This window comes from Bradyrhizobium cedriense (genome assembly GCF_054602315.1).
The window spans coordinates 696,461-712,113 of sequence record NZ_JBTSWB010000005.1 but is presented as its reverse complement, the minus strand read 5'-3'; the positions used below and the strand labels follow the sequence as shown (position 1 = coordinate 712,113).

General features: G+C 65.9%; 15 protein-coding genes. 6 read left to right on the top strand and 9 right to left on the bottom strand.

Annotated elements, in window-relative coordinates; translation table 11 throughout:
• Positions 1-478: 478 nt before the first annotated feature.
• A complete protein-coding gene (locus tag ACYCVF_RS24630; protein ID WP_459603526.1) occupies positions 479-1,459 on the top strand; it encodes an MBL fold metallo-hydrolase in 981 nt (326 codons plus the stop codon).
• A gap of 160 nt (positions 1,460-1,619) precedes the next feature.
• Here the strand turns inward: ACYCVF_RS24630 and ACYCVF_RS24625 are convergent, their stop codons facing one another.
• Both ACYCVF_RS24625 and ACYCVF_RS24620 read right to left on the bottom strand, forming a co-directional pair.
• Positions 1,620-2,324 carry an SIMPL domain-containing protein gene (locus ACYCVF_RS24625; protein ID WP_459603527.1) on the bottom strand — a complete coding sequence of 235 codons (705 nt, stop codon included), beginning with the start codon at positions 2,322-2,324 and terminating at the stop codon, positions 1,620-1,622.
• Between the two features lie 5 nt (positions 2,325-2,329).
• On the bottom strand, positions 2,330-3,094 hold the full coding sequence (locus ACYCVF_RS24620; protein WP_459603528.1) for a GyrI-like domain-containing protein: 765 nt from the start codon (positions 3,092-3,094) through the stop codon (positions 2,330-2,332).
• A 234-nt stretch (positions 3,095-3,328) separates the two neighbouring features.
• Between ACYCVF_RS24620 and dapF the strand changes: the two genes are divergently transcribed.
• Positions 3,329-4,204: a diaminopimelate epimerase gene (dapF, locus tag ACYCVF_RS24615; RefSeq protein WP_459603529.1), complete on the top strand. Its 876-nt coding sequence runs from the start codon at positions 3,329-3,331 to the stop codon at positions 4,202-4,204.
• On the top strand, positions 4,204-5,457 hold the full coding sequence (gene mtaB, locus ACYCVF_RS24610; protein ID WP_459603530.1) for a tRNA (N(6)-L-threonylcarbamoyladenosine(37)-C(2))-methylthiotransferase MtaB: 1,254 nt from the start codon (positions 4,204-4,206) through the stop codon (positions 5,455-5,457). Before dapF ends, mtaB begins: the two co-directional genes overlap by 1 nt.
• Before the next feature lie 35 nt (positions 5,458-5,492).
• Here mtaB and ACYCVF_RS24605 read toward each other — a convergent pair whose 3' ends face one another.
• Complete coding sequence (locus tag ACYCVF_RS24605) at positions 5,493-6,602, bottom strand: DUF2336 domain-containing protein (RefSeq protein WP_459603663.1); 1,110 nt, start codon at positions 6,600-6,602, stop codon at positions 5,493-5,495.
• Positions 6,603-6,822: 220 nt separating this feature from the next.
• A complete protein-coding gene (locus tag ACYCVF_RS24600) occupies positions 6,823-7,524 on the bottom strand; it encodes an RluA family pseudouridine synthase (RefSeq protein ID WP_459603664.1) in 702 nt (233 codons plus the stop codon).
• Between the two features lie 47 nt (positions 7,525-7,571).
• Here ACYCVF_RS24600 and ftsY point away from each other — a divergent pair, with 47 nt between their 5' ends.
• Positions 7,572-8,516, top strand: a complete 945-nt coding sequence (gene ftsY, locus ACYCVF_RS24595) for a signal recognition particle-docking protein FtsY (protein WP_459603531.1) — start codon at positions 7,572-7,574, stop codon at positions 8,514-8,516.
• 3 nt (positions 8,517-8,519) lie between these two features.
• Positions 8,520-9,122, top strand: a complete 603-nt coding sequence (locus ACYCVF_RS24590) for a septation protein A (protein WP_459603532.1) — start codon at positions 8,520-8,522, stop codon at positions 9,120-9,122.
• 137 nt (positions 9,123-9,259) lie between these two features.
• On the opposite strand, the gene ACYCVF_RS24585 is transcribed toward ACYCVF_RS24590, so the two are convergent.
• From ACYCVF_RS24585 to ccmA, 5 genes are all read right to left on the bottom strand, one after another.
• Entirely contained in the window at positions 9,260-9,853 is a 594-nt protein-coding gene (locus tag ACYCVF_RS24585) for a DsbE family thiol:disulfide interchange protein (RefSeq protein WP_459603533.1), read from the bottom strand.
• A complete protein-coding gene (ccmD, locus tag ACYCVF_RS24580) occupies positions 9,850-10,029 on the bottom strand; it encodes a heme exporter protein CcmD (RefSeq protein ID WP_459603534.1) in 180 nt (59 codons plus the stop codon). Before ccmD ends, ACYCVF_RS24585 begins: the two co-directional genes overlap by 4 nt.
• Position 10,030: 1 nt before the next feature.
• Entirely contained in the window at positions 10,031-10,822 is a 792-nt protein-coding gene (locus tag ACYCVF_RS24575) for a heme ABC transporter permease (RefSeq protein ID WP_459603535.1), read from the bottom strand.
• A gap of 91 nt (positions 10,823-10,913) precedes the next feature.
• A complete protein-coding gene (ccmB, locus tag ACYCVF_RS24570) occupies positions 10,914-11,582 on the bottom strand; it encodes a heme exporter protein CcmB (protein WP_459603536.1) in 669 nt (222 codons plus the stop codon).
• A 280-nt stretch (positions 11,583-11,862) separates the two neighbouring features.
• The gene (ccmA, locus tag ACYCVF_RS24565; RefSeq protein ID WP_459603537.1) at positions 11,863-12,465 is read right to left on the bottom strand and encodes a heme ABC exporter ATP-binding protein CcmA; all 603 of its coding nucleotides are present in this window, start codon (positions 12,463-12,465) and stop codon (positions 11,863-11,865) included.
• A 241-nt stretch (positions 12,466-12,706) separates the two neighbouring features.
• On the opposite strand from ccmA, the gene acnA reads away from it, so the two are divergent.
• Positions 12,707-15,427: an aconitate hydratase AcnA gene (gene acnA, locus ACYCVF_RS24560; protein ID WP_459603538.1), complete on the top strand. Its 2,721-nt coding sequence runs from the start codon at positions 12,707-12,709 to the stop codon at positions 15,425-15,427.
• Positions 15,428-15,653: the final 226 nt, after the last annotated feature.

The following is a 15,653-nucleotide window of genomic DNA, read 5'->3' as shown; positions in this document are numbered from 1 at the left end:
TCCGCTGTCATGCCCCGCGCAGGCGGGGCATCCAGTACGCCGCGGCACCTCGGTTCTAGCCGAGCCGCCTCTGGGATACTGGATCGCCCGATCAAGTCGGGCGATGACCACTTCCGTGGGCAGTCGATCTTCCAAACACCTTTGCGCCCGAGGGCGCACAGCGCTGTCGGGCGTTGACCTCCGGCCTCCAGGGCCAGTCGGCGGGTCGAAAAGAAAGCCTTTCCGAGAAAGTGGCGGGGTTAAACGCCGCTCCCGCCCAAAAGTCAAGGAAAGTTAGGGTGCCGGGACGCCCTTGGTAAGGCAAGGTACTGAAAATGTGACCTTTTTGGCCACGGGTTCCTTTTCTGCCAGCCCAGCCCATATAGCCGGTGATGTCTTACCGCCCGACTATCCTTACGAGCCTGCCGGTCACCCGACTTTTGGGGGCTGCTCGCCGGCGCCGGTGCTCTGGTCGGCGCCCTCGCTCTGGATCTTCCGCATGAAAACCTATGACGGCCCCGCCTCCGACCATTTCAATGGCCTGCACTTCTTCGATCCGGACGGGGCGCCGCCGAAATCGCTTCGCGAGGTGCTGCGCTGGCAATTTGGCGGCGGGCGACAGCGCGCGAAATGGCCCGTGTGGGCGCCGAGCCCGCATGCCGACATCCCGCCGGAGCGCGTCGAGGGCGACAAGGTGCGGCTCTCCTTCGTCGGCCACGCCAGCTGGCTGATCCAGGCCGGCGGTCTCAACATCCTCGTCGATCCGGTCTGGTCGATGCGGGTCTCGCCGGTCGCCTGGGCAGGGCCGAAGCGGCACAACGATCCCGGCATCGCCTTCGAGAAGCTGCCGCAGATCGATGTCGTGCTGGTCTCGCACGGACACTACGATCATCTGGATATCGCGACGCTGTCGCGGCTGACCAAGAATTTTGCCCCGCGCGTCGTCACCCCGCTCGGCAATGACGTCACGATGCGCGTCGCCGATCCCACGATCAAGGTCGAGGCCTTCGACTGGCACGACCGTGTCGAGCTCGGCAGCGGCATCGCCGTGCATCTGGTGCCGACACGGCACTGGACCGCGCGCAGCCTGTTCGATCGCAACAAGGCGCTGTGGGCGAGCTTCGTGCTGGAGACGCCGGCCGGCAGGATCTATGTCGTGTGCGATTCCGGCTATGGCGACGGCCGGCACTTCCGCCGCGTCGCCGAGAAGCACGGGCCAGTGCGCCTCGCGATTCTCCCGATCGGCGCCTACGAGCCGCGCTGGTTCATGCGCGACCAGCACATGAACCCGGAAGATGCCGTGAAAGCGCTGCTCGACTGCGGCGCGCAGGACGCGCTCGGGCACCATCACGGCACGTTTCAGCTGACGGATGAAGCGATCGATGCGCCGGCGAAGGCACTGGTCGAAGCGCTCGATGCCGCGAAGATTCCGCAGGAAAGATTCGTGGCGATGAAGCCCGGGCAGGTGGTGGAGATTTAGGTCTCTCCGCATACACCGCTCGCGCCCCGGACGCGGCGCAGCACGCTGGTGATGCGCTGCTGAGCCGGGGCCAATGTTGCGGCGTTGTCGTGTGTAGCTCGCTGGGCCCCGGCTGCTGCGCAGCGCCACTGCGTGCCGCAGCGCGTCCAGGGCACGAGACCTACTGCCCCGGCTTGATCGCCCAGCTCACATTCACCGTCACCGACAGCGTCTCCTCGCCGGGTGCAACCGCGGCCTGTGGTGCTGCGGCCATTGGCGCTGCCATCCGGCCCTTGAACAGCGGCACCGGGCCGCCGCCCTCGGTGACGCTGAGCGGCGCGCCCAGCGTCACGCCGGAGGCCTTGGCGTAGACCTCCGCCTTGCGTCGCGCATCGGCGATCGCCTGCTCACGCGCATCGTCGAGCAGCTTTGACGCCTGGGTCACCTCGAACGAGATATTGCCGATGTCGTTGGCCCCGGCGCTGACCAGCGTGTCGATGATGCCGGCCACCTTGGTCACGTCGCGAATCTTCACGGTGACGCGGTTGCTCGCGCGGAAGCCAACCACGGGCGACGCGCCGGTGGATTTGTTCTGGCCGTATTGCGGCTGCAGCGACAGCCGCGAGGTCTGGTAGTCCTTCTCGGCGATCCCTGCGCCTTTCAGCGCCAGCAGCACCTTGCCCATCGCGGCGTTGTTGGCATCGGAAGCTTCCTTCGCCGTCTTGGCATCGTTGGCGACGCCGGCATCGATTTGCGCCAGATCGGGTGCCGCCGAAATCGTAGCCTCGCCGCTCACCGAGATGGCGGATGGAAAGTCGTCGGCGCGCGCGGGCGCCGTCAGCAGGGCGGTGGCGAATACGAGGGCGAGCAGGGCAGGTTTTTTCATCATTCTCACTTCAGCGGCACGAAAACATTGATCACGAGCTTGTCCTCGGCCGTCTTCAGCGGATCGGTGAGGTACTCCTCGATGAAAGTGTCCTTGGCTTCCAGTCTCTTGTCGTCGAGGTGATTGGTGATCGCCTCATAGGTGTTGTCCATGTTGTCGTAGGAGCCGCGATGGACGAATTTCAGCGCCTTGCCTTCCGGCGATTTGCCGATGCTCATGTCCTTGGGCAGGTTCTTGGGATCCTGGTCGACCGGGATCTCGGCAAGGAAGGTGAAGCCGGTGTCGTCGGTCGAGGTGTAGACGATCATCGAATTGCCGGCTTGCTTGATGCCCTGCTTGTCCAGCAGCGTGTTCAGTGCCTTGAAGGCGTCGATCAGCGTGTCGAAGGCCGAGTCCCAATTGGCAGTGCCCTTGACCATCACGACCTTCCTCGGCTCCAGCGTGGTCTCGAGGCCGAAGGGATCGGCGGTCTGCACCGGAGCGGGGGTTGCGGCCGCCGCGGGCGGGGGCGCTGCCGGGCTGGGTGAAGCGCTGGCTGCGGGCGAAGGCGTCGCTGCCGGGGAAGGCGAGGCGCTGGCCGCCGGCGCCGGGCTCGCCGCCGGGGCTGGCGAGGCGCTTACCGCGGGGGCGGGTGTCGCCGACGGCGCCGGCGAGGGGCTTGCCGACGCGGCCGGCGCCGGGCTGGGCGTCTGTGCCGGAGCCCCGGACAGGCCAATCATGGCCGCCGCCGGGATCAGCGCGGCCAGAGCGAAACGACGAAAACCAGTCATTCTATTCTCCCCAAGGCCTTGATCCACCGAGGCCTCATTCATCAAGGCCTTACCCACCAAGGCCTCAATCCGGCCGCGCGTCCGGGTTCGCGCGAACCGCGCCGTTTTAACACGCGAGTGCCGAATTCGTCCCATGACAGATGCGTCATGGCCGATGTCCTGGTTCGCGGCCGCAAATCACTGGCCAAGCCGGCAAGGATCGCCATATAAGGCGGGCGAAATTCGGGAATTTTCATGAGCGCGCTGGCCAATCACGCATTTGCCAAGATGAACGGCATCGGCAACGAGATCGTCGTCGTCGACTTGCGCGATTCCACGGCAAAGGTGACGCCGGACGACGCCCGGGCCGTGGCGTCCGCGCAAGGCGGCGTGCCCTATGACCAGCTCATGGTGCTCCAGAAGCCGCGGCTGGACGGCACCGAGGCTTTCATCAGCATCTACAACAATGACGGCTCCGAGGCCGGCGCCTGCGGCAACGGCATGCGTTGCGTGGTGCGCCGCATCTTCGAGAAGACCGGACAGGCCACGGCGACCTTCGAGACGGCCGCCGGCCTGCTCAATGCCTGGCAGGGTCCGGCGGCCGATCTCTACACCGTCGACATGGGTGCGCCGAAGTTCGGCTGGCAGGACATTCCGCTGGCGGAAGAGTTTCGCGACACCCGCTACATCGAATTGCAGATCGGGCCGATCGACAATCCGATCCTGCATTCGCCCTCCGTGGTGAGCATGGGCAATCCGCATGCGGTGTTCTGGGTCGACGACGTCAACGCCTATGACCTCGAGCGTTTCGGGCCGCTGCTGGAGAATCATCCGATCTTTCCCGAGCGGGCCAACATCACGCTCGCCCAGATCGTCGATCGCGAGCACATCACGATCCGGACCTGGGAGCGCGGCGCCGGCCTGACCAGGGCATGCGGATCAGCAGCCTGTGCCACCGCCGTCGCCGCGGCGCGGCTGAAGCGCGCGGAGCGCAAGGTCGAGGTCACATTGCCCGGCGGCAAGCTTGGCATCGAATGGCGCGAGCGCGACGACCACGTGCTGATGACGGGCACCGCGACCTTCGAATATGAGGGCCGTTTCGATCCGGCGCTGTTCGCGCCTGTCGCCTGATGGCCGTCGACATCGTCACCTTCGGCTGCCGCCTCAATGCCTTCGAGGCCGAGGTGATCCGCAGCAAGGCGGAGGGCGCGGGCCTTTCCGACACCATCGTCATCAACAGTTGCGCCGTCACCAACGAGGCGGTGGCGCAGGCGCGCCAGTCGATCCGCAAGTTGAAGCGCGAGCGGCCCGGTGCGCGCATCGTCGTCACCGGCTGTGCCGCGCAGACGCAAGCTGCGATGTTCGCCGACATGGCCGAGGTCGATCGCATCGTCGGCAATGACGACAAGATGCGCGGCGCGGCGTGGCGCGAGACGCATGCGGCGTTCGGCAGCGGCGCCAGCGAAAAGATCGCCGTCAGCGACATCATGTCGGTGAAGGAGATGGCGCCGCATCTCGTCGACGGCTATACGAGCGGCCTGCCGCGTGTGTTCGTCCAGGTGCAGAACGGCTGCGACCATCGCTGCACCTTCTGCATCATCCCGTTCGGCCGCGGCAATTCGCGCTCGGTGCCCATGGGTGCCGTGGTGGAGCAGGTGCGGACACTGGTCGAGCGTGGTCATGCCGAGGTCGTGCTGACCGGCGTCGACCTCACCAGCTACGGCGCCGATCTGCCGGGCGCGCCGAAACTCGGCATGCTGACCAAGCAGATCCTGCGGCACGTGCCCGAGCTGAAGCGCCTGCGCATCTCCTCGATCGATTCGATCGAGGCTGACGGCGATCTGCTCGATGCCATTGCCGAGGATGCGCGGCTGATGCCGCATCTGCATCTGTCGCTGCAATCAGGCGACGACATGATCCTGAAGCGCATGAAGCGGCGGCATTCGCGGCGCGATGCCATCGCGTTCTGCGACCAGGTCCGCCGGCTCCGCCCCGATATCGCCTTCGGCGCCGACATCATCGCGGGCTTCCCTACCGAGACGGAAGAGATGTTCTCGCGTTCGCTCGACCTCGTCGAAGAATGCGGCCTGACGTTCCTCCACGTCTTTCCCTATTCGCCGCGTCCCGGCACGCCGGCCGCGCGGATGCCGCAGGTGGCGGGTGGTGCGATCAAGGAGCGTGCGAAGCGGTTGCGGGCAGCGGGTGAAGCGGCGTTGCGGCGGCGGCTGCAAGCCGAGATCGGCGCAACGCGCGAGGTGCTGATCGAGAGCGAAGGGCAGGGGCGGACGGAGCATTATCTGCCGGTGGCGGTTGCGGGTGAACGTGTCGGCAGTGTTGTGCCGCTGACGATCGGCGGCAATGATGGCGAGCGTCTCACCACATAGGAGTACGCCGCGGCTTTGCGCGCCCCTAACGCACCCTACGACGCCCGCACCTGCCAGAACCGCAGCGTGCGCCGCGCGTCTTCCGTCGTCATGCGCGCATAATGCCCCTGTGCCCGCGCGAGATCCGCCGGCTTCATCGTGCCGATCGCAAAGCGGCTCTCGAGCACGGCCGCCGTCGTGTCCCAGCCGAGCTGCGCCGCCTTGCACGGCACCAGCAGACCGTCCTCTCGGAGGCTCTGCATCAGCGGGCGAATCACCTCGACCGTCGAACCGGACAATGCCGCCAGGGCCGCCACCGTCTCCTCATAACGCCGCTGTCGGGCGAAGCCGAGCAACGTCGCCTCATCGAGCTGGCCAGTCGCCGCGAGACGCGCAATTGCGCGCTTGGCACCTTCGAAATCGCGAGCGCCGGACATCTCGCGCTCGATGCCGACCGTGACCGCCGCGATGGCGCTCTGGATCTCCTCGAACAGATGTGGCGGTGTGCGCGACAGCAGCCGGGTGCGCACCGCGTCCGTCGCAGAGCGCAGCAATTGGCGGCGCAGCTCCGATGGCAGATCGACGCGGACGCCCACGCTGACCGCCAGCTCCGGATCGCTCTCGGCCTGTCCGACGATGATGGCAAATCCGTTGCCTGACACACGTGCGCCGGGATTGGCGGCGAGCCGCCGGCTGACGCTGGGATAGTGGCGCGCCAGCAGCGCATCGGTGACGATCTCCTTCAGCCACCAGCGGCCGGCGACCGCGAGCAGATGCGGCTCGCTTTTGCTGGAGGCGATCCTCACCAGCTCGCCATCGTCGAGGCGCGCGGATTCCTGCAGCACGGGGCCGGCGATACGGATCTCATCATTGTTGGCGAGGCGGCGCATCACGGATGGCGGCGCCTGCGCGATCGGCGCGAGCTGCGCGCTGATCTCGGCCAGTGCGATGCGTGCGCCCATGTCGGCGATGGCGCGCAGCTCGATGGTGCCGATCAGGCGCGCGAGCACGTCGTCGAACAGCGCGATCTGTTCGTCGTCGAAGCTGCCGGCGGAAGCCAGGAACAGGTCGGTGACGCGCCGGGCCGTCTCCAGCCCCTTTTCCGCCGACCCTGCGCGAATCGCGGATTCGACCTCGTCAACGATCGATAGCCCGGCCTTGGTCATCACGCGCGGCTCGTCCTGAGCGGATACGGAAGCTTTTTCTAAGCAACCGCTATCATTAGAGCGGAGCGCTGAAGGTTTGGTAAACTATGCAGCGATGACCCTCATCCTGAGGAGCCCGCGAAGCGGGCGTCTCGAAGGATGCTGGCCGAGGTGCGGCAGCGGGGGCCTCATATGGTTCGAGACGGCCGCTCCGCGGCCTCCTCACCATGAGGGTTTGCACCTACTCCCCGTTCCACCCGCAGGCGCGCAGCTTCTCGTGCATATGCGGCGGGGCCGGGGCCACCACACGGATCGGCTCCTTGTTCCGGGAGATCGGCACCACGATCTCGCGGGAATGCAAATGCAGCTTCGGCTCGCCGAAGCGCGGACCGTTGCCGTAAATGTTATCGCCGAAGATCGGCCAGCCGGTCGCGGACGAGTGCACGCGCAATTGATGGGTCCGGCCGGTGACGGGTTCCATGGCGAGCCAGGTCAGGCCGTCGCCGCGGCCCATCACCTTCCAGTTGGTGACGGCCTTCTGCCCCTCCGGGTCCGGCTTCTGCCACCAGCCGCGCTCGGCATTGAGCCGGCCGAGCGGCATGTCGATGGTGCCTTCGTCCTCGGCAGGGCCGCCCTCGACCACGGTCCAGTAGGTCTTGCCGATCTTGCCGTGCTTGAAGAGGAGGCCGAGCGAGGCGGTCGCCTTGCGATGGCGGCCGAGCACGAGGCAGCCGGAGGTATCCTTGTCGAGCCGATGGGCCAGCACCGGCGGCCGCGGCAGGCCGAACCGCAGCGCGTCGAAGGAGTCCTCCAGATTGGCGCCGCCCTTGGGGCCGCGATGCACCGGCAGGCCGGCCGGCTTGTCGATCACCAGCATCAGCCCGTCGCGATGGAGCACGCGCGACAAAATCTCCTCGGCGGTCAATTCGGGAACATCGAGCAATGGCAAGACTTTCGTTTAATCGCCGGAACGGCTAACACACCCCCGCCATGAACGATACCTCCGAGACCCCCAAGCTGAGCTGGTGGCGCCGCCTGTCCAACGGGCTGAAGCGCACCTCGTCCTCGCTCGGGACCGCGGTCGCCGACCTCGTCACCAAGCGCAAGCTCGACCGCGCCATGCTCGACGACATCGAGGACGTGCTGCTGCGCGCCGATCTCGGCACGGAGGTCGCGGTCCGGATCGCGGAGGCCGTCGGCACGGGGCGCTACGACAAGGCGATCTCGGCGGACGAGGTCAAGGACGTGGTCGCGACCGAGGTCGAGAAGGTGCTGTCGCCGGTGGCGAAGCCGCTCGAGATCGACGCCGCCAGGAAGCCGTTCGTGATCCTGGTCGTCGGCGTCAACGGCTCCGGCAAGACCACCACCATCGGAAAGCTCTCGCAGAAACTCGCGTCCGAAGGTCGCAAGGTGATGCTCGCCGCCGGCGACACGTTTCGCGCAGCCGCGATCGAGCAGCTCAAGGTGTGGGGCGAACGGACGAAGACGCCGGTCATCGCGGGCGCGCAAGGATCGGATTCGGCGAGCCTTGCCTTCAACGCGCTGACCGCGGCGAAGGAGCAGGCCTCCGACGTGCTCCTGATCGACACCGCCGGCCGCTTGCAGAACAAGGCCGAGCTGATGAACGAGCTCGAAAAGGTTGTGCGCGTGATTCGCAAGGTGGACGCTACCGCACCGCATGCGGTGCTGCTGGTGCTGGACGCCACCGTCGGCCAGAACGCGCTGTCGCAGGTCGAGGCCTTCCATCGCACCGCAGGGGTCACCGGGCTCGTCATGACCAAGCTCGACGGCACCGCCCGCGGCGGCATCCTGGTGGCGCTCGCCGAGAAATTCAAACTGCCGGTGCATTTCATCGGCGTCGGCGAAGGCGTCGACGATCTCGCGCCCTTCACCGCGCGCGACTTCGCCCGCGCCATCGCCGGAATCGAGAGCTGACGAATGGACAAGACCCAGCCGCATCCACTGTTCAAGCTCGCGACCGAGCTCGGTCCGCTGCTCGTGTTCTTCTTCGTCAACGCGAAGTTCAACCTGTTCGCCGCGACCGGCGCCTTCATGGTCGCCATCCTTGCGGCGATGGCGGCCTCCTATGTGGTGACGCGCCACATCCCGATCATGGCGATCGTGACCGGCGTGGTCGTGCTGGTGTTCGGCACGCTGACCCTGGTGCTGCACGACGAGACCTTCATCAAGGTCAAGCCGACCATCATCTACGGCCTGTTCGCCGCGATCCTCGGCGGCGGCCTGCTGTTCGGCCGGTCCTTCATCGCCGTGATGTTCGACCAGGTGTTCAATCTGACGCCGCAGGGCTGGCGCATCCTGACGCTGCGCTGGGCGCTGTTCTTCGCCGGCATGGCGGTGCTGAACGAGATCGTCTGGCGTACCCAGAGCACGGACTTCTGGGTGAACTTCAAGGTGTTCGGCGTGACGCCAATCACGATGATCTTCGCCATCGCCCAGATGCCGCTGACCAAGCGCTACCATCTCGAGCCGGTGTCGCTGGAAACGAGCGAGGCGGAGGCCGGGGATGTGAGCAAGGGCTGACGGCCTCTCCGCGCGTCGTTGCGGGCTGAGATGCAGCCACAAACTCCGCTGTCATCGTCCGACTTGCTTGATCGGGCGATCCAGTATTCCAGAGACAGCAGTGTGTGAGGCCGGCTCCTTCTCGCGCAAGCGCGGCGTCAGCTTCCAGCCCCCAACGCCTTCTCCATCTGCGGCAACAACACCTTCTGCAGATTGTCCGGCGTGATCGGGCCTACCAGCTTGTAGACGATGGTGCCCTCGCGCCCGACGACGAACGTCTCCGGCACGCCATAGACGCCCCATTCGATCGAGGCGCGGCCATTGGTATCGACGCCGACGCGGCTGAACGGGTTGCCGTAGCGGCCCAGGAACCGGCGCGCGTTGTCGGAGGCGTCCTTGTAGTTGATGCCGACGAGCTGGAAGCGCTTGTCCTTTGCGAGCTCGGTCAAAAGCGGCGCCTCGTCATGGCACGGCACGCACCAGGATGCCCAGACGTTGACGAGACTGACCTTGCCCTTGAACGCGGCGGGATCGAGCCCCGGCACCTGCGCATTGCCAGCCTGCAATCCCTCCAGCGGCGGCAACAGCGTCTGCGGCGCCGGCCGACCGATCAACGCGGAGGGAATCCGCGAGGGATCGCCGCTGCCGAGCCGGAACCAGAACAGCAGCGCAAGTCCGATGAAGGCGATCAGCGGCAGCACCATCAGGAAGGTGCGGCGCTGCGGTGGAGCGGAGCTCGACTGATCGCTCATCGTAGCTCCGTCGCGCTGCGGCCTGAGCGGCGAGTGATACCGCGCTCCTCCAACTCGCGCAGGCGCTGCGTCTGGCTGCGATAATCGAGCGTGACCCAGCCGATCAGGATCGCGACCACGAGGGCGGCGGCCGCGTAGGACGTGATGATGAAAGACGCGTAGGGACCGAGCGACATGTTACGCAGCCCCTGCTTCTTTTGACGCGTTGTCTTCACGCGAACGGCCGGCCACTTCGCTCGAAAACGCGATGCGGCTCGCCTGCATCATCTGCAGGGAGCGGATGCGGCGACGCAAAATCTCGTTGCGCATCGCAGCCAGGTGCAGCGTGACGAACAGCAGCGTGAATGCGACCGCCATCACCAGCAGAGGGATCAGGAACGATTTGTCGAGAGCGGAGCCGCCCATGCGCATCACCGAGGCCGGCTGGTGCAGCGTGTTCCACCAGTCGACGGAGAACTTGATGATCGGCAGATTGATCGCGCCGACCAAGGTCAGCACCGCCGCCGCACGCGCCGCGCGCGAGGGATCGTCGACCGCGCGCCACAGCGCCATCAGGCCGAGATACATCAGGAACAGGATCAGCACCGAGGTCAGGCGGGCATCCCATTCCCAATAGGTGCCCCACATCGGCCGGCCCCAGAGCGAGCCGGTGAGCAGAGCGAGGAAGGTGAAGGCAGCGCCGATGGGAGCAGCCGCCTTGGCGGCGACGTCGGCAAGCGGATGCCGCCACACCAGCGTGCCCAGCGAGGCGATGCTCATCACGCCCCACACGAACATCGATAGCCAGGCATTGGGCACGTGGATGAACATGATCTTGACGGTCGCGCCCTGCTGATAATCGTCGGGCGCGAGCGCGGCCTGGTAGAGACCGATCGCGAGCAGGATGACGGTCGCAGCCGTAAGCCACGGCAACACCCGCGCGGTCAGCGCGAGGAACCGGGTCGGATTGGCGAGGTCGATCAGCGTCATGGTATCCTGATAATCACCGGGGGCCGCTCAGGCAATCAGCACGAAAGCCCGTCCCGAAAGTTGATCGGGGTCAAGGTCAGTCCAGTCCATCTCAATCGAGTCCATGCCGCAGGCTCGCCGCTGCCGCGAACGGGCCGATCACGAAGCTGACCAGCGACAACGCGCACAGGATCGAGAACGGCGCGCCGAACGTCATGGGACCGACGATCACGGCCTGCGAGGCCGCAACTCCGAAGATCAGCACGGGAATCGACAGCGGCAGGACCAGCACGGCCATCAGCAGCCCGCCGCGGTGCAGCGTCACCGCCAGCGCCGCGCCGATCATGCCGGTGAAGGTCAGCGCCGGGGTGCCCGCCAGCAGCGTCAGCGCCACCGCGCCGGTTGCGACCATGTCGAGGTTGAGCAACAGGCCAAGCACGGGGGTTGCGACAATCAGCGGCAGGCCGGCGGCCAGCCAATGCGCCAGCGCCTTGGCGGCGCAGGCGAGTTCCAGCGGCGTCCGGCTCATCGTGATCAGGTCGAGCGAGCCGTCCTCGTGGTCGGCCATGAACAGTCGGTCGAGGGTCAGCAGGCTCGCCAGGAGCGCACCGAGCCACAGGATCGCCGGCCCCAGCCGCGACAGCAGCGCCAGATCCGGCCCCACCGCGAACGGCATCAGCACCACCACGGTGAGGAAGAACAGCACACCGATCAAGGCCCCGCCGCCGACGCGAAGCGCGATCCGGATGTCCCGGCGAATGAGGGCGGACAAGGCGGTCATGGGGTGGGTCTCTCGGCGACGAACTGGTCATCAGAAGACCGCTCGCGAACTTCGCAAGCTGCGCTCCCTCCCCCCTTGTGGGGGAGGGCAGGGGAGGGGGGTAGCCCCGGGAGAGATGCTTTTCGGATGCGGGCTGCCGGCAACAGAGCGCTCGTCACGCCGACGCTAGGACCGAGACGCCGTGCCGTGTGGCACCCCCCTCCCTGACCCTCCCCCACAAGGGGGGAGGGAACGGAGAGAGAGTGGTCCGGCCGCTTGGAAAGCTGAGGGTCCGCCATCATCACGCGGCACCCCCGATCCGAAGCTCCCGCGAATCAATGCCGAGCGGGCCATGGGTCGCAGCGACGATCAGCCCGCCGCGATCGAGATGCTCCCGCATCAGGCCGGCGAACATGTGCTGGCCGGCGACGTCCAGCGCGTTGGTCGGTTCGTCCAGCAGCCAGACCGGGCGGCGGACGGTCAGCAGGCGGGCCAGTGAGAGCCGGCGGCGCTGGCCGGCCGACAGGAACGCGGCCGGCAGATCGACGGCATGGGCGAGGCCGACGGTCGCAAGGCTGGCGGCGGGGTCGGCGGGCGCGCCGCCGAGAAAATCAGCCCAGAACGCCAGGTTTTCCGTCACGCTCAGCGCCGGCTTCAGGGCGTCGCGATGACCGAGATAGTGGCACTGCTCCGGCAGCGTCAGTTCGCCGTCGCCCCCGTCCAGTGCGATCGTCCCTCCGGCGGGAACGAGCAGGCCCGCAATCAGCCGCAGCAGCGAGGTCTTGCCCGATCCGTTGCGACCCACCACCGCCACGGCTTCGCCCGAGGCGGCTGCGAAATCGAGGCCGGCGAACACCTCGCGTCCGCCTCGCACGCATCGGAGCCCGTGACCGGAAAGCCGCATCTCGCCTCGTTTCAGCCCGCTCAAAGCCAGGCCTCAGGAAATCTTGGGGTAGCGCATGGGAATTTTTGGCTCGCGAATTGCTGCGGCACGATTGTGGCTGTGGCGGCGCGGTTAGAAAGCTTCTATAAGCCCGGAACTACTTGATGCAGCAACTCAACCTGCCCCTGCAAGCGGCCCAGCCTGATACGCTGACGGTGTTAAAATACCCTGCCGGGTATAACTGACAATTGGGATCTCCTACATGACCTCGCTCGACAGCTTCAAATGCAAAAAGACCCTCAAGGTCGGCGCCAAGACCTATGTGTATTACAGCCTGCCCACGGCCGAGAAGAATGGTCTGAAGGGAATTTCGAAACTTCCCTATTCGATGAAGGTCCTGCTCGAGAACCTGCTGCGCAACGAGGACGGCCGCTCGGTCAAGAAGGACGACATCGTCGCTGTGTCGAAATGGCTGCGCAAGAAGTCGCTGGAGCATGAGATCGCCTTCCGCCCGGCGCGCGTCCTGATGCAGGACTTCACCGGCGTGCCCGCGGTGGTCGACCTCGCCGCCATGCGCAACGCGATGCAGAAGCTCGGCGGCGATGCCGAGAAGATCAATCCGCTGGTGCCGGTCGACCTCGTCATCGACCACTCCGTGATCGTGAACTTCTTCGGCGACAACAAGGCCTTCGGCAAGAACGTCACCGAGGAATACAAGCAGAACCAGGAGCGCTACGAGTTCCTGAAGTGGGGCCAGAAGGCGTTCTCGAACTTCTCCGTCGTGCCGCCCGGCACCGGCATCTGCCACCAGGTCAACCTCGAATATCTGGCCCAGACGGTCTGGACCAGGAAGGAGAAGATGACGGTCGGCAAGAAGACGGGCACCTTCGAGGTCGCCTATCCCGACTCGCTCGTCGGCACCGATTCCCACACCACCATGGTCAACGGTCTCGCCGTGCTCGGCTGGGGCGTCGGCGGCATCGAGGCGGAAGCCTGCATGCTCGGCCAGCCGCTGTCGATGCTGCTGCCCAACGTCGTCGGCTTCAAGCTGAAGGGCGCGCTGAAGGAAGGCGTCACCGCGACCGATCTCGTGCTGACCGTGACGCAGATGCTGCGCAAGCTCGGCGTCGTCGGCAAGTTCGTCGAGTTCTTCGGCCCCGGCCTCGACCACCTCTCGGTGGCCGACAAGGCGACGATCGCCAACATGGCGCCCGAGTATGGCGCGACCTGCGGCTTCTTCCCGGTCGATGCCGCCGCGCTCGATTATCTCAAGACCTCCGGCCGCGCCTCGGCGCGGGTCGCGCTGGTGCAGGCCTATGCCAAGGCGCAAGGGCTGTTCCGCACCTCCAAGTCGCCGGATCCGGTGTTCACGGAGACGCTGACGCTCGATCTCGGCGACGTCGTGCCGTCGATGGCCGGCCCGAAACGTCCCGAAGGCCGCATCGCGCTGCCGACCGTCGCCGACGGCTTCTCGCTCGCGCTCGCCAGCGAGTACAAGAAGGCCGACGAGCCCGCCAAGCGCTTCCCGGTCGAAGGCAAGAACTTCGACATCGGCCATGGTGACGTCGTGATCGCCGCCATCACCTCCTGCACCAACACCTCCAACCCGAGCGTCTTGATCGGCGCCGGCCTGCTCGCGCGCAACGCCGCTGCGAAGGGCCTCAAGGCCAAGCCGTGGGTGAAGACCTCGCTCGCCCCGGGCAGCCAGGTGGTCGCGGAATATCTCGCCAATTCCGGTCTCCAGCCCTATCTCGACAAGGTCGGCTTCAACCTGGTCGGCTTCGGCTGCACCACCTGCATCGGCAATTCCGGTCCGCTGCCCGAGGAGATCTCGAAGGCGATCAACGACAACGGCGTCGTCGCGGCAGCCGTGCTCTCCGGCAATCGCAACTTCGAAGGCCGCGTCTCGCCGGACGTGCAGGCGAATTACCTGGCCTCCCCGCCGCTGGTCGTCGCCTATGCGCTCGCCGGCAGCGTCACCAAGAACCTCGCCACCGACCCGCTCGGCGAGGGCAAGGATGGCAAGCCGGTCTATCTGAAGGACATCTGGCCCACGACCAAGGAGATCAACGCCTTCATGAAGAAGTTCGTGACCGCGTCGATCTTCAAGAAGAAGTATGCCGACGTGTTCAAGGGAGACACCAACTGGCGCAAGATCAAGACGGTCGAGAGCGAGACCTATCGCTGGAACATGTCTTCGACCTATGTGCAGAACCCGCCTTATTTCGAAGGCATGAAGAAGGAGCCGGAGCCGGTCACCGACATCATCGAGGCGCGGATTCTCGCCATGTTCGGCGACAAGATCACCACCGACCACATCTCGCCGGCTGGTTCGATCAAGCTCACCTCGCCCGCGGGCAAATATCTCAGCGAGCATCAGGTACGCCCCGCGGACTTCAACCAGTACGGCACGCGCCGCGGCAATCATGAAGTCATGATGCGCGGCACCTTCGCCAACATCCGCATCAAGAACTTCATGTTGAAGGGCGCCGACGGCAACATCCCGGAAGGCGGCCTGACCAAGCACTGGCCCGACGGCGAGGAGATGTCGATCTACGACGCCGCGATGAAGTACCAGGAAGAGAAGGTGCCGCTGGTGGTGTTCGCCGGCGCCGAATACGGCAACGGCTCCTCGCGCGACTGGGCCGCGAAGGGCACGCGCCTGCTCGGCGTTCGCGCCGTGATCTGCCAGAGCTTCGAGCGCATCCATCGCTCCAACCTGGTCGGCATGGGCGTGCTGCCGCTGACCTTCGAGGAAGGCACGTCCTGGTCGTCGCTGGGTCTCAAAGGCGACGAGAAGGTCACGCTGCGCGGCCTCGTCGGCGACCTCAAGCCGCGTCAGAAGCTGACCGCGGAGATCGTCTCCGGCGACGGTTCGCTGCAGCGCGTTTCGCTGCTCTGCCGCATCGATACGCTGGACGAGCTCGACTACTACCGCAACGGCGGCATTCTGCACTACGTGCTGCGCAAGCTGGCCGCGTAAGCGCGGATTTGTGAACGATGGCTCACTGCGAAGTGAGTAGAAGCCTCAACGAAGGCGGCCTATCAAAGGCCGCCTTCGCGCGTTTGCGGTACGCTTCAGATGGGCCCGCCGGGCGGAAAACCTTCCCTTGGACGGTTGCCCGGACGGATGAATGTACCGCGCTCCGTAAGACTACGGTGACCATCAGGCGATAAGATTCTCCTCCTACGAGCAACGGTGTGCGGCG

Coding starts and splice junctions, on each gene's coding strand:
- ACYCVF_RS24630 (WP_459603526.1), top strand. CDS start 479: ATGAAAACCTATGACGGCCCCGCCTCCGACCATTTCAATGGCCTGCAC.
- ACYCVF_RS24625 (WP_459603527.1), bottom strand. CDS start 2,324: ATGAAAAAACCTGCCCTGCTCGCCCTCGTATTCGCCACCGCCCTGCTG.
- ACYCVF_RS24620 (WP_459603528.1), bottom strand. CDS start 3,094: ATGACTGGTTTTCGTCGTTTCGCTCTGGCCGCGCTGATCCCGGCGGCG.
- dapF (WP_459603529.1), top strand. CDS start 3,329: ATGAGCGCGCTGGCCAATCACGCATTTGCCAAGATGAACGGCATCGGC.
- mtaB (WP_459603530.1), top strand. CDS start 4,204: ATGGCCGTCGACATCGTCACCTTCGGCTGCCGCCTCAATGCCTTCGAG.
- ACYCVF_RS24605 (WP_459603663.1), bottom strand. CDS start 6,602: ATGACCAAGGCCGGGCTATCGATCGTTGACGAGGTCGAATCCGCGATT.
- ftsY (WP_459603531.1), top strand. CDS start 7,572: ATGAACGATACCTCCGAGACCCCCAAGCTGAGCTGGTGGCGCCGCCTG.
- ACYCVF_RS24590 (WP_459603532.1), top strand. CDS start 8,520: ATGGACAAGACCCAGCCGCATCCACTGTTCAAGCTCGCGACCGAGCTC.
- ACYCVF_RS24585 (WP_459603533.1), bottom strand. CDS start 9,853: ATGAGCGATCAGTCGAGCTCCGCTCCACCGCAGCGCCGCACCTTCCTG.
- ccmD (WP_459603534.1), bottom strand. CDS start 10,029: ATGTCGCTCGGTCCCTACGCGTCTTTCATCATCACGTCCTACGCGGCC.
- ACYCVF_RS24575 (WP_459603535.1), bottom strand. CDS start 10,822: ATGACGCTGATCGACCTCGCCAATCCGACCCGGTTCCTCGCGCTGACC.
- ccmB (WP_459603536.1), bottom strand. CDS start 11,582: ATGACCGCCTTGTCCGCCCTCATTCGCCGGGACATCCGGATCGCGCTT.
- ccmA (WP_459603537.1), bottom strand. CDS start 12,465: ATGCGGCTTTCCGGTCACGGGCTCCGATGCGTGCGAGGCGGACGCGAG.
- acnA (WP_459603538.1), top strand. CDS start 12,707: ATGACCTCGCTCGACAGCTTCAAATGCAAAAAGACCCTCAAGGTCGGC.